Source organism: Chloroflexota bacterium (assembly GCA_013152435.1).
In the GTDB taxonomy this organism is placed as follows: Bacteria; Chloroflexota; Anaerolineae; order DUEN01; family DUEN01; genus DUEN01.
On record JAADGJ010000106.1, the window covers coordinates 128,729 to 142,020 of the forward strand.

At 65.7% G+C, this 13,292-nt stretch carries 13 protein-coding genes; 10 read left to right on the plus strand and 3 right to left on the minus strand.

The genetic code is table 11. The features are described from left to right. Positions 1-82: 82 nt before the first annotated feature. The 10 genes from GXP39_15305 (at position 83) to GXP39_15350 (ending at position 11,136) form a co-directional block, all read left to right on the plus strand. The gene (locus GXP39_15305; GenBank protein NOZ29401.1) at positions 83-1,990 is read left to right on the plus strand and encodes an ABC-F family ATP-binding cassette domain-containing protein; all 1,908 of its coding nucleotides are present in this window, start codon (positions 83-85) and stop codon (positions 1,988-1,990) included. Positions 1,991-2,005: 15 nt separating this feature from the next. Next, positions 2,006-2,665 (plus strand): dephospho-CoA kinase, encoded by a 660-nt coding sequence (locus GXP39_15310; GenBank protein ID NOZ29402.1) that lies wholly within the window; start codon positions 2,006-2,008, stop codon positions 2,663-2,665. A 72-nt stretch (positions 2,666-2,737) separates the two neighbouring features. Further along, positions 2,738-2,950, plus strand: a complete 213-nt coding sequence (locus GXP39_15315) for a hypothetical protein (protein ID NOZ29403.1) — start codon at positions 2,738-2,740, stop codon at positions 2,948-2,950. A 358-nt stretch (positions 2,951-3,308) separates the two neighbouring features. Further along, on the plus strand, positions 3,309-3,677 hold the full coding sequence (locus tag GXP39_15320) for a winged helix-turn-helix transcriptional regulator (protein ID NOZ29404.1): 369 nt from the start codon (positions 3,309-3,311) through the stop codon (positions 3,675-3,677). Positions 3,678-3,755: 78 nt separating this feature from the next. Continuing rightward, positions 3,756-4,889, plus strand: coding sequence for a glycosyltransferase family 1 protein (locus tag GXP39_15325; GenBank protein NOZ29405.1), 1,134 nt, complete (start codon positions 3,756-3,758; stop codon positions 4,887-4,889). 217 nt (positions 4,890-5,106) lie between these two features. Then, entirely contained in the window at positions 5,107-6,081 is a 975-nt protein-coding gene (locus GXP39_15330; protein ID NOZ29406.1) for a glycosyltransferase, read from the plus strand. Further along, positions 6,071-7,063 carry a flippase-like domain-containing protein gene (locus GXP39_15335; GenBank protein NOZ29407.1) on the plus strand — a complete coding sequence of 331 codons (993 nt, stop codon included), beginning with the start codon at positions 6,071-6,073 and terminating at the stop codon, positions 7,061-7,063. Before GXP39_15330 ends, GXP39_15335 begins: the two co-directional genes overlap by 11 nt. Further along, the gene (locus GXP39_15340) at positions 7,060-7,683 is read left to right on the plus strand and encodes an HD domain-containing protein (protein ID NOZ29408.1); all 624 of its coding nucleotides are present in this window, start codon (positions 7,060-7,062) and stop codon (positions 7,681-7,683) included. The genes GXP39_15335 and GXP39_15340 overlap by 4 nt, the downstream gene beginning before the upstream one ends. 164 nt (positions 7,684-7,847) lie before the next feature. Next, the gene (locus GXP39_15345) at positions 7,848-9,359 is read left to right on the plus strand and encodes a phosphodiesterase (GenBank protein ID NOZ29409.1); all 1,512 of its coding nucleotides are present in this window, start codon (positions 7,848-7,850) and stop codon (positions 9,357-9,359) included. A 208-nt stretch (positions 9,360-9,567) separates the two neighbouring features. Further along, positions 9,568-11,136 carry a peptidase S8 gene (locus GXP39_15350; protein ID NOZ29410.1) on the plus strand — a complete coding sequence of 523 codons (1,569 nt, stop codon included), beginning with the start codon at positions 9,568-9,570 and terminating at the stop codon, positions 11,134-11,136. A gap of 29 nt (positions 11,137-11,165) precedes the next feature. On the opposite strand, the gene GXP39_15355 is transcribed toward GXP39_15350, so the two are convergent. From GXP39_15355 to GXP39_15365, 3 genes are read right to left on the minus strand one after another with little or no spacing between them, the layout of a single operon-like run. After that, entirely contained in the window at positions 11,166-11,531 is a 366-nt protein-coding gene (locus tag GXP39_15355; GenBank protein NOZ29411.1) for a hypothetical protein, read from the minus strand. Positions 11,532-11,588: 57 nt separating this feature from the next. Next, the gene (locus tag GXP39_15360; protein ID NOZ29412.1) at positions 11,589-12,575 is read right to left on the minus strand and encodes a CHAD domain-containing protein; all 987 of its coding nucleotides are present in this window, start codon (positions 12,573-12,575) and stop codon (positions 11,589-11,591) included. Continuing rightward, positions 12,572-13,228 (minus strand): CYTH domain-containing protein, encoded by a 657-nt coding sequence (locus GXP39_15365; protein ID NOZ29413.1) that lies wholly within the window; start codon positions 13,226-13,228, stop codon positions 12,572-12,574. The genes GXP39_15360 and GXP39_15365 overlap by 4 nt, the downstream gene beginning before the upstream one ends. Between the last annotated feature and the right edge of the window lie 64 nt (positions 13,229-13,292).

Here is a 13,292-nt window from a genome sequence, read left to right on the forward strand (position 1 = left end):
GATATCCTACCCCGCAGGCCTCAGGCTTAGGGAGACTCGGCTCCCATGGTATAATAGCGCGCAGTCACAAAGGGGACGATCCATGTCCATCCTGATCGCCCGCGATCTGGCGAAATCCTACGGCGCGCTGGACGTCTTCCAAAACGTCCAGCTGCGGATCGAGCACGGCGACCGCATCGGCCTGGTGGGGCCCAACGGCCAGGGGAAGACCACGCTCCTCAAGATCATGGCCGGCCTGGAGCCTCCCACCGCTGGTTCGGTCACGCATGCGCGCGCCCTGCGCATCGGGTACTTGCCACAGGACCCGCCGCCTGCCGGGTCCCGCACGCTCTACGCCGATCTGCTAGAGATCTTCCACGACCTGCGCAGGCAGGCGGAGACTCTGCGCGCCCTGGAACGGCAGATGGAGGCCACGACCGACGAGGCCGAACTGGAGCGGCTGCTGGCTCGATACGGCGATCTCCAGGCGCGCTTCGAGCTGGCCGGCGGCTACGATTACGAACTGCGCATCCGTCGGGTGCTGAGCGGTCTGGGATTCAGCGAGAGCGAATACCACCAACCCCTGGCCCACCTCAGCGGTGGGCAGCGCACCCGGGCGCTGCTGGCGAGGCTGCTCCTGGAGGAACCGGATCTGCTGCTCCTGGACGAGCCGACCAACCACCTGGACCTCGCGGCCGTGGAGTGGCTGGAGGAGACCCTGCTGCAATGGAAGGGCAGCCTGGTTGTCGTGGCCCACGACCGCTACTTCCTGGACCGGGTGGCCACGCGGATCTGGGAGATGGCGCGCGGCCGGGTGACCACCTATCGCGGGAACTACAGCCAATACGTCGTCCTGCGGGCGGAGCACCTGGAGCAACAACGGCGGGAGTGGGAGAAGCAACAGGAATACATCGCCAGGACCGAGGAGTTCGTCCGGCGATACAAGGCGGGGCAGCGCAGCAAGGAGGCGCGCGGCCGGCTCCGTCGCCTGGAGCGATTCAAGCGAGAGCAGGCGATTGAGCGCCCCCAGGAGGGGCGACGCATCCGCCTGGACATGACGACCCAGATTCGCTCCGGCGATCTGGTGATGGCCACTCGCGATCTGATCGTCGGCTATGACCCCAACGCCCCCCTGTTCCGCTGTCCGGACCTGGAGATCCGTCGCGGCCACACCGTCGCGCTCATCGGGCCCAACGGGGTGGGCAAGACCACCTTCGTGAAGACGATTCTGGGAGAGGTGCCTCCGCTGGCCGGCGAGATCCGCCTGGGCGCCAGCGTGAAGGTGGGCTATCTGCCCCAGGTTCCCACAGACCTGGCGCCGGATCAGACCGTATTGGATGCCATCTTAGAGGTCGCACCTAACCTCACCCTGGAGCAGGCGCGTCGATTCCTGGGCCGTTTCCTGTTCACCGGCGACGATGTGTTCCAGACCATCGACACGCTGAGCGGTGGCCAGCGCAGCCGGGTCGCGCTGGCCCGGCTGTCGCTGCTGGGAGCGAACTTTCTGATCCTGGACGAGCCGACCAATCACCTGGACCTGGAATCACAGGAGATCCTGCAGGAGGTGCTGGCCCGATTCCCGGGCACCATCCTGCTGGTCACCCACGATCGCTACCTGGTGGAGGCGCTGGCCACCCACGTGTGGGATCTCCAGGCGGGGAAGCTGAGCGCCTACGAAGGGGGATACACCGAATATCTGGCCCAGCGGGCGGCCGAGCGCGAGGCAGCGTCCGCCGACGGCAAGTCCCGAACCTCCTCAGCCAGGAAGGGTCGAGAGCGAGAACGGGAGGAGCGCCGGCGGCGACAGAGGGAACGCCGCCAGGCCGAGCGAGCGATGGCCATCGAGGAGAAGATCCACGCGCTGGAGGCGGAGCTGGCCCGACTGGGGGAGGAGATCGAGGTCGCCGGCCGGAATCAGGAGGTGGCCCGAGTGGAGGAGCTGGGCATCGCGTATGCAGAGGCCGAGCGACGGCTGCACGAGTTGATGGAGGAATGGGCCGCGCTGGTGTAGCGCGCCGACATCGTCATGACGATCGTGATCGGACTCACCGGGAACATCGCCACGGGCAAGAGCACAGTCACCCGCATGCTGGCCGACCTGGGAGCTCACGTCATCGATGCAGACCAGGTGGCGCACGAGGTGATCGCCCCCGGCGGCGCCGCTTATCAGGCCGTCCTGGAGGCGTTCGGGCCGGACATCGTGAGGGAGGACGGCACCATCGATCGCCGGAAGCTGGCGTCGATCGTCTTCGCCGACCCGGCCCAGCTGGCCCGGCTGGAGGCCATCGTGCATCCGGCAGTATACGACCGCATCCGGGAGGAGATCAGGCGCATCGAAGCCCAGACGGCACCGGACGCGCCGGAGCCCGTGGTGGTGATCGAGGCCATCAAGCTGTTGGAGGCTGGCATGAGCCTCTCCCTGTGCGATCAGGTGTGGGTGGTCACAGCCCGACCCGAGCAACAGCTCCGGCGGCTGCTGGAACAGCGGGGCATGACGGAGGAGGAAGCCCGCCGTCGCATGGCATCCCAGTCGCCGCAGGAGATGAAGGTGCAACACGCCGACGTGGTCATCGACAACAGCGGGAGCCTGGAGCGAACGGCCGCCCAGGTGCGCGCCGCATGGGAGGCCCACATCGCGTCCCGGCGGGGGCGACACGCGGGCGCCAGTGGACGCGGGGAAGCATGATGGGCGATCCCGGCCGTTTCAAAACGGCGCCCTGAGAGGACGCCAACTTCGTGCTATGACAGGGGAACGGAGATGAACGAATTGCAGCGATTCTATCAGGAGCACCCCAACCTCAGCGCCTGGATCGTGCTCTCCATCGGCATGTTGATCATCGTGATCTGGTCCGCCAGGGATGTGGGGTTCCTTCCGGGCCAGTGGATCGCGCTGGGGATCGCTACCATCCTCTTGGCCGGCCTGTGCGTGTGGATTATCAGCTGGGAGGACGAGGAGGACGAGGCACAGTGACGGCGCCGGCATCACAACGCCGGGTGCCGGGAAGGCCGCACACATGAGGCTCCCTCCTGGGAAGAGCGGGCCAGAGCGCGCACCGGACCGGGAGCTTCATAACTGCCGTCTCCCTTCGGCCTCCTCAGCTCGCCGCCGCAAGGGAAGTTCCCCATCCCTTGGACGAGCGCCCATCGCGAGCCTTTCGCCTCCCCCATGAGCTCCGGACCGCGGCAGGCCAACGATCATCATCTTTCCAGAATCGACCGGCGAAGCGACATCGATCCCACAGCCAAGTGAATTATCTCGCGAGTATGCCACGAACTTGACCGATGTGGAGGAGCATGATACCATTTCTTCCCTGAAGGAGGCGAAAGCGATGACATTGCATCCCGGAATCCCGGCGGAGTGCGAGGGCGAACACGTCAACGAGGCCGCGGTGCGCCTCGCTGCACAGGGCCTGCTCGATGAGGAGACGGCCAGCCGGTTGGCCGAGACCTTCAAAGCGCTGAGCGATCCCACCCGGGTGCGCATCATCTCCGTATTGCGAGAGACGGAGCTGTGCGTGGGGGATCTGGCCCGCTGCCTGAACATGGAGCAGTCGGCCATCTCCCATCAACTGCGGATCCTGCGCCAGTTGCGCCTGGTGCGAGCGCGCAAGGCGGGCCGACACGTGTACTACGCGCTGGATGACGATCACATCCACTCCCTGTTCCTGCAAGGGCTTGACCACATCCAGCACGGGTAAACCGCCCCAGGCAGGCCGCCAGACACATCCAACGTTCCCCCCATTCTCATCGTCGAGGAGACCGTTTTCCGACAGCCTATGCGAATTGCGCTCATGGGCACGCGCGGCGTGCCCGCTTCATATTCCGGCTTCGAGACCTGCGTGGAGGAGCTGGGCAGCCGCCTGGCGCAGCGCGGCCACCAGGTCACCGTCTACTGTCGACGGCACCACATCACATACCCCCATGCCACCTACAAGGGCATGCGCCTGGTAAAGCTTCCCACCATCGCCAACAAGTACCTGGACACCATCGTGCACAGCTTCCTCTCCTCCCTGCATGCCCTGAGCCAGGGATATGATGTCTGTCTCTACTTCATCGCGGGGAACTCGCTGGTCACCTGGATCCCTCGCCTGGCCGGACAGAAGACGCTGATCAACGTGGACGGCCTGGACTGGAAGCGAGAGAAGTGGCCGACGCTGGCCAAGCGCTATATCCAATTCGCCGAGCGCATGTCCGGCCGCCTGGCCAACGCGGTGATCACCGACTCCCGCGTCGTGCAGGCGTACTATCGGGATGTCTACGGCATCGAAACCCACTACATCGCTTACGGCGCCGACGTACCGCGCGTGCCCCCCGGCCCGACCCTGGAGCAGTTCGGCCTGGAGCCGAACCGCTACGTGCTCTTCGTGGGCCGTTTGGTGCCCGAGAACTGCGCGCATCACCTGGTGGAGGCGTTCCGGGGCCTGGACACGGATCTCAAATGCGTCATCGTGGGCGACGCGCCTTACGCGGACGCGTACAAGGCGCAGCTGCGGGCAGCGGCCGGGGACGACCCGCGCATCGTCTTCACCGGCTATCAATTCGGATCGGCCTATCATGAATTGGGGTCCAACGCCTGGATCTTCGTGGAGACGTCCGGTGTGGGGGGCACCCACCCGGCCCTGCTGGAGGCGATGGCCTTTGGAAACTGCGTGGTGGTCCACGATACGTCGGAGAACCTGGAGACGATCGGAGAGGCCGGGCTGAGCTACCCGGGGCGTGAGGGCGGGTCTGGCCTCCGCCCCGTCCTGGCCCGCCTTCTGAGCGACCCCGATCTGGTCGAGGAGTACCGCAAGCGGGCGGAGGAGCGGGTGCGACGGCACTACTCATGGGACGCGGTCACCGATCAGTATGAGGCGCTGTTCAAGCGAGTGCTGGGGCGAGAGGCTCCCTCTCGCCGCTCGGCCGAGTAGGCTCCACGAGATTTTAGCCCGGAAGCTCTTTCAGGTATAATTCACCCCGGAACTGGCTGACCCACTCCGCATCGCTTCGCGAGGGTGCGAGAACCCCCAGACGCCCAGGTGCGTCTCATAAGCGGGGGAACGACGTCACCTCTCGCCACGGCAATGCCTCACACCCTCGCCTGCCAGCCATGCCCGCGATTTCAGATCACCTTACGGAGAGTGAGATTTGAGCCAGGAAAAGATCCGGTGCAGTGTGGGGGTCACGGCGCACAACGAGGAAGCCAACATCGGAGCGCTCCTGGATGCCCTGCTCGATCAACACCTGCACGATGTCGAGATCACCGAGATCATCGTCGTCGCATCGGGGTGCACCGATCGCACGGTCCCCATCGTGCAGGAGTACGCCCAGCGTGACCCGCGCATCCGCCTCTTCGTGCAGGAACGCCGGGAGGGGAAGACCTCCGCGGTGAACGTGTTCCTCAAGCACGCCAAGGAGGACATCTGCGTCCTGGAAAGCGGCGACACGCTCCCCCGCGAGGACGCGATCGAGAACCTGGTCCGCATGTTCGCCGATCCCCGGGTCGGCATGACCGGCGCGCACAAGGTGCCTCTGAACACGCCGGATCACCTCGTCGGGCTGTTCACCCATCTGCGCCTGCGCATGGAGCACGAGCTGTGCCTGGACATCCCCCGGCTGGGGGAGCTCATCGCCTTCCGGAAGGTGTTCGACCAGATCCCGCCCGATGTGGCTATGGATGAGGCGTTCGTGGAGGCTCTCATCATTCAGCGCGGGCTGCAGGTGCGCTACGCGCCCAACGCGGTGGTCTACAACACCGGGCCCACCACCGTGAGCGATTTCGTGAAACAACGCCGCCGCAACCACGCCGGCCACCTCTACCTCAAGCACAAGTACGGATACAAGGTTGCCAGCATCCAGAACCGGCGGGTGGTCCGGGTGGCCCTGCGAGAGATATGGGGCGCCATCCGGCTGGTGCTCGTCCTGATGGCCCTGGGCGTGCTGGAGGCGTGGGCCCGACTGCTGGGCTGGTATGACTTCGCCATCAAGAAGGAACGGCACACCGTATGGGACATGGCGTGGACGCAGAAGGCCAACCTGGCCCAGGCGGGGAAGGAGTGGACGAACCACAAGGAAGAATCGCTCGTGACCCCCGTACACGAGGTGAATCCCCTTGAGAGATAAGCTGACCACACTGGCCAAGGCGATCATCAGCCTGGGCCTGATCGCCTGGATCTTCCACCGCGTGGACGCAGCCGAGGTCGGGCAGATGCTCGCCAGCGCCAACGTGTGGTATCTCCTGCTGGCATTGATGCTGTACATCGGCGCCATCGCCCTCAACGCGGTGAAATGGCAGGTCCTTCTGCGAGCGCAGGGCGTTCGTGTGCCGCTGCGAGCGCTGTTGAGCTATACCTTCGTGGGCGTGTTCTTCAACAACTTCCTGCCGGCCAACGTCGGCGGGGACGTGATGCGGGGGTATGGGCTCTCCAGATACACCACCCGGCTGACCGACGCCGCCGTCTCCGTGATCGTGGATCGCGTGGTGGGGCTCATCGCCTACATGAGCGCGGCCGTGGTCGCGGCGATCGTAGTGGTGAACACCGTCGGAAACAGCCAGGACTTGCAAGCCGTGGAGTACGTGGCCTTCCTCTCCCTGGCCGCCATCGCGGGCGGCTTCGGGGTACTGCTGAGCCGTCGGCTGCGCGCGTGGATCGGACGCCTGTTCCAGTGGCGCTGGCTCACCCCTCTGGCTCCCGTATACGGCCGCGTGTCAGATGCCTTTGGCGCCTATCGATTCCGCTATCGAGCGCTCGCGCTGGCCTTCCTGATCGCCCTGGGTGGGCTCATGCTGACCAACCTGGTGAACTGGCTGCTGGCGGAGTCGATCGGCGGCGGCATCCCGCTGCTGTACATCTGCCTCTTCAACCCGCTGATCGCCCTGGTGTTGCTGGTCCCCATCTCCATCGGCGGCATCGGCGTCAACCAGAACGTCTACCCCTTCTTCTTCGGGCTGTTGGGCATCCCCCATGGACTGGCGCTGGCGGTATCCCTGCTCATGCAAGCCCTGATCCTCGTCTCCGGGCTGCCCGGCGGCATCCTGTGGTGGCGCCTGCGGTCGGCAGAGGTGCCCGCAGGCTCCCCCATGGCCCCGGGTCGGGCACAATGAAGGGACCGCCCCTCTCCATCGAAGCGGTGCAGGCCCTGTACGAGGGAACCGATGCGGCCCACCGTTTCGATCACGTGCTCCGGGTGCTGGCGCTGGCCGAGCGCATCGCGCGGGCGGAAGGGGCCGACCTGGCCATCGTGCGCACGGCTGCCCTGCTGCATGACATCGAACGGGAGCGACACGCCGCGGATCACCACCTGCGCGGGGCGGAGCGAGCGCGCCAGTTGCTGCGAGGACACCCGCAACCCTTCGTAGACGCCGTAGCGCACGCCATCGAGGCCCATCGATTCCGGGCTGGCCCGGCCCCGGCCACCCCCGAGGCTCGATGCCTGTTCGACGCGGACAAGCTGGACGCCATCGGGGCGATCGGCGTCGCCCGGGCGTTCGCCTACGGTGGACGGCACGGGCAGCGGCTGTGGGCGCCGCTGTCCAGCGTCGACGCCGACGGGCCGGAGCCCCCTCCGGACGAGTACACCCCCGTACACGAGTTCGTGCGCAAGCTGGCCCGTCTGCGGGACCGGCTATACACGGCCACCGCCCGGCAGATCGCCGAGGACCGCCATGCCTTCATGCTGGCGTTCTACCGCCGGCTGGAGGCGGAGGTCCAGGGACGAGCCTGAAACCCCATCCCAAAGGCCGATCGTATATACATAGGGGGATCGTCCTCCGATCACCGCGTCAGGGGATCGTGACGGAAGGGATGTATGATGGAACACAACCGAAGATCCCGCGAGCCCGGCCGGCCTCCCGCGAACCTCGGGGAGAGCTCCCGTTGACGGGAAGGATGGGCTCTTCCTCGGCCAGCTCCACGTCCACAGGGAAGGAGCGAGAGGGGCTTCCTTCATCCGCGGATCACGCGCCGACCCGCCGGGAAGTCCTGCTCCCTCGCCGACCCGAGGCGGCCGCTCCACGCCGGCTGTTCGTCATCGGCCTGGACTGCGCCGAGCCCTCCCTGGTATTCGACCGATGGCGTTCCGGGCTACCCAACCTCGCACGTCTCATGGCCGAGGGCGCCTACGGACGACTCCAGAGCTGCCATCCCCCCATCACGATCCCGGCGTGGTCGTCCATGCTGACCGGCAAGGACCCTGGTCAGCTGGGCTTCTACGGGTTCCGCAACCGCGCGAGCTACGGCTACGAGAGCCTGGTCGTCGCCAGCAGCGCCCTGGTCCGGCACGACCGGGTGTGGGATATCCTGGGCCGCGCCGGACGGCGGAGTATCCTGGTCGGCGTGCCACAAACCTATCCCGTCCGGCCCCTTCACGGCTGGATGGTCAGCGGACTCCTGACGCCCAGTCACGAGGTGCCCTACACCTACCCGGCCGATCTACAGCGGGAGATCGAAACCCTGGTCGGCGAGTACGAGTTCGACGTGCGCGACTTCCGCACGGAGGATAAGGAACGCCTCCTGCGAGACGTCTACCGCATGACCGAAAAGCGATTCACGGTGGTCAAGCACCTCCTGCGATACAAGCCCTGGGACTTCTTCATGTTCGTGGAGATCGGCCTGGACCGGATCCAGCACGCCCTCTGGCGCTTCATGGACCCAGAGCATCCCCGGTTCGAGCCCGGCAGCCCCTTTGCGAACGCGATCCGGGACTATTATCGCTACCTGGATCGCGAGATCGGCCAGCTGCTGGGGCTCCTCGATGAGGACGTGGTCGTGCTGGTCGTCTCCGATCACGGCGCCCAGAAGATGGATGGCGGCTTCTGCGTCAACGAGTGGCTGATCCGGGAGGGGTACCTGGCGCTGAAGGCACCACCCAGGGGGATGACCCTGCTCGAGCAATGCGAGATCGACTGGGCACACACGAGGGCCTGGGGGATCGGCGGCTACTACGGCCGCATCTTCCTGAACGTTCGCGGCCGCGAGCCGCAGGGGATCATCCCACCTGAGCGCTACGAAGAGGAGCGGGAGATCCTGCGGGCGAAGCTGGAGGCCACGACCGACCATCTCGGCCGCCCGCTCGGCACTGTGGCGCTGAAGCCGGAGGAGATCTACCGCGAGGTGCATAACATCCCGCCGGATCTCCTGGTCTACTTCGGTAACCTGAGATGGCGAGCCGTCGGATCCGTGGGCATCGGCGCCATCCACACGTTCGAAAACGACACGGGCCCCGACGAGGCCAATCACGCCCCGATGGGCATCTTCATCTGGTGGGACCCCCGGCGACGCCTGGGCGGCCGGGAGCTCGTCGGCCTTCACATTGAGGACGTGGCCCCGACGATCCTGTCGATCATGGGCATCCCTCCACCCCCAACGATGGAGGGACACCCGGTGAGCATCGAAGCCTGACCATCGCCATTGCCGAGCATCCGATTCCCTCAGCCTCTCATCCGTCCCGTAGGGCCGAGGGCTACCGGTCCTGATCTCCGACAAGCCCCTCGCCCCCACAAGAGGAACTCCCGGCCGAACGCCATCGTCTGTAGAGGGGGGCGATTTTGCCAGCTCGGTCCAACGGGACTATCATGAGGCAGGCCATGTGAGGCGACGAGAAAGGAGCATGATGCGCCGATTTCTGTTGGGTCTGGGATTGCTGGTTCTGATCCTCGTCCTGCTCACGGGAGGCGTGGGCGCTTCCCCGCAGGACGGGCCTCCCGCGGGCGACTTCGTCCCGGGCGAGATCCTGGTGCGCTGGCAGGATCATGTGCCCACGACGGAGATCGAAGCCACGCTCGCCACGGAGGGGCTGGAGCGTATCGGCACGATCGATGCGCTCAAGATCGATCGTTTGCGCGTGCCTGTCGGTCGCGAGCGGCAGATCATCGCCCGCCTGCAGGCTGACCCCCGCGTGGCGTTCGCCGAGCCCAACTACATCGCGCGGGCTGCTGGCATCCCCAACGACCCAGACTATTGGCGCCAGTGGAACCTGGAGCAGATATCCGCCCCGAATGCCTGGGACCTTGCCACCGGGAATCCCAACCTGAAGATCGCCATCATCGATTCAGGCGTGGACGTGAACCATCCGGAGCTGGGTCCACGGCTGGAGGGCGGCTGGGACTACGTGCGGAACGACGCGGTCCCGGATGATGAGTACGGACATGGCACGCACGTGGCGGGGATCATCGGGGCGATCACCAACAATCAACAGGGCGTGGCCGGCACCTCCTGGTACGGTCAGCTGATCCCCTACAAGGTGCTAGATCAGGCCGGCCGTGGCACCTACGCGGACATCGCCTCGGCCATCGTCTCCGCGCAAGAGAAGGGCGCACACATCATCAACCTCAGCCTGGGCGGATCGGTTCCCAGCCAGACCTTGCTGAACGCCGTGAACGCGGCGTACAACGCGGGAGCCCTCCTGGTGGCCGCGACGGGGAACAACAACGGTCCGGTGAACTATCCGGCGGCCTATCCCCAGGTGATCGCGGTGGCCGCCACCACTCATCTGGACCGCTACGCCTGGTATAGCAACTTCGGCCCGGAAGTCGACGTCGCCGCGCCGGGGGGCCTGCCGGAATTCGCCATCTACAGCACCATACCCAACGGGTATGGTCTGCTCTACGGCACATCCATGGCGGCCGCCCACGTCTCCGGCCTAGCCGCGCTGATCTGGTCCATGACGCCGCAGCTCTCCAACGCCGAGGTGCGCCAGATCATCGAGGCCACCACCGAGCAGGTGGACGCCACCTCCTATCCATACGTGAACGGGCGCAACAACTACCTGGGACGGGGACGTATCAACGCGGAGATGGCGCTGCGCCTCGCCATGGCGCCGCGGGTGGAGAGCACGCCGGAGGAGATCGATTACATCATCACGACCGGACAGCCCGTGCCCCCGCGCACGGTCTACCTCACCAACCCCAGCCTGCAGCCGATCTCCTGGCAGGCGCAGGTATTGGCGGGGCGATACTGGCTCTTCCTGGAGCCGCCCACCTCGGGGAACCTGGTCTACCCGGACACGGCCGCCCTCTCCCTTACGATCAACACAGCCAGCATGATTCAAGGCACATACACCGGCCTCGTTCGCGTCACGGGAAGCAGCACCAGCGGGGGACAACAGCTAGACATCTACGTGCAGGTCCGCGTGATCGAGAAGGTGCATCACATGTATCTGCCCCACCTGACACGCTAGCGGGAGGCAAGGCCCCGTTCACCACGCCCTCAGCCCCCTGTCATCATGGCCCTCAGGACCAGCCCGATCAGGATCAGCGTGACCACGCTATACAACAGCATCTCGGCTCGTTCCCCGCGCCCTCGCGTGTAGGCATAAGCCGTGGGAAGCGCCAATATGCTCATCACCCCGTACAGCACATGGATGGAGCGGGCCGGCCGGATCCCCTGAAGCCAGAGGAAGCCACCGAGCCCCCCCTGCACGATCAGCACCAGCTCCACGATCACCAACGCGCCCCAGTAGCTTCCATCAACACCCCGCCGCCGCAAGAAACGCCACCACCCCCAAAGCGTCATAGCGAGGAGATAGAGCAACACCGTGTTGGCCAGCCGGTCATGGACTTCGATCAACGCCATCTTCCACTTGACCTCCGCAATGAATCAGACCTCACTGCGATCTCTCCCCACCCTGACCTACAAGCCGGCGACGACCTGGGCCAGGTGCTCTCGGAAGGCGCTCCCGCGCAGCTCCAGCCATAGCCCGGGGAAGGAACGCTGCAGACTCACCTGCTCGGCCTCCTTCGCCTCCAGGAAGCGATAGGCACCCTGCAGATCAGCCGGAGCTTTACGACGTCGCGCCTTGCGTTCCCGACGTCGAATGAACTCACGCACCAGCTGAATCGCCACGTCCGCGTCATGCAGATCCCCCAGGTGATCCTGCACCTGCACGACCTGAGAGATCAACGGCTCCGCCTCGGGCGGCAGCACCTCCCGAAAGAACTCCAGCGTATACCGCAGCCGCTTACAATCGATGCGCAGGGCATGGAGGGTCTCGATAGGCACCCGCAGCATGGCCTCCGGATCGTCGTCATTCGGGAGCACCGTCTCATAGGCCCGCACGCAGGCATAGCGCTGCCAGATCTGCTCCGGCGCCACGTGACGCACCTGCACGGGCACCACCTCATCGTCCGGCGGAGGCACCACCCCCGCGCCGGGCGTCTCCAGGAAGCGCCGGAACCGCCGCACGAAGCGACGATACATCTTGCTATCCAGGTAATCCAACATCGCCGCCCGGGCGGCCATGCGCTGCTTATGCCAGGTGTTCAGCAACGGCTCCAGCGCGGACCGATCCTCGTCGGACAGGGGCGCCAGATACAGCTCCATACGAGCGATGAGCACATCCAGATCCCGAACGGCGCCCAGCATGGCGGCCGTCTGTCGGAGGCCACGCCGGTGTTTGCGGATGGCCGAACGCTGGAAGAATCGACCGAACACGCGAAAGGCCGCCCGCATCCGGCGTGTCGCCACTCGCATATCATGCAATGCCTCGATGTCCGATCCCTCTCGCGTGCCCGGCTCATGCTTCAACATACGACGGAAATGGAAGGCCAGCACCTTGCGTCCGGCCTCCGCCATGGGATCATCGGACAGAACCCCTGGTCCCTTACGCTGTCCCTTCACGACGCCGCCTCCTCATCGCCCCACACCTCGCCCGCGACCATGCGGTGCCAGCGCAACGCGCGGGCGAACTTCGACTCCGGTTGCGGATGCAGGTGAAACTCCCGCTGCAGGAGCCCTCCGACCGCCTCCAGGTCCGCGAGCTCCCCGCTCCCCTCCAACTCGATCTCCAACTCCTGCCAGGAGAGGGCCCGTCCTCCCTCCTTCACCACCACCTGATCCAGGGAAAACAGGCCGATCAGACGATCCCCAGCGCGCAAACGGCGGCGATACCGGGTCTGGCGGAGCTCGAAAAGCAGGCCCAGGGGGCTATCCCCGATGAGCGAGAGGACCAACGCCCGCGCCGGGCCCTCCGGCCAGGTCCGAGGCTCGATTCCCCCCTCGACGGCCACCTCCAACTCGCTCCGCCGATGGACGAGCCCCCCCACACCCCCCAAACCCTTCACCGTCACGACGGACCGCCCGCCCTCGCTTCGCAGTCGGCAGGCATATCCCCCCTGCAGCAACGCCGCATCTTGAGTGTCATAGTACCGATCGATGACCTCGACGATCTCCACAGGCCCCAACACGTATTCGCTCACCCTCGTCACCGCCAAAAGGCGATCGAAGGTGACCTCATCCGGCACCTGAAATTTGGCCTCCACCTCCACGCCCATGGCATCTCCCCCACGAACACCCCACGCCCACGCTACCCTGCTACCCCGAGGAAGAACACCTCAT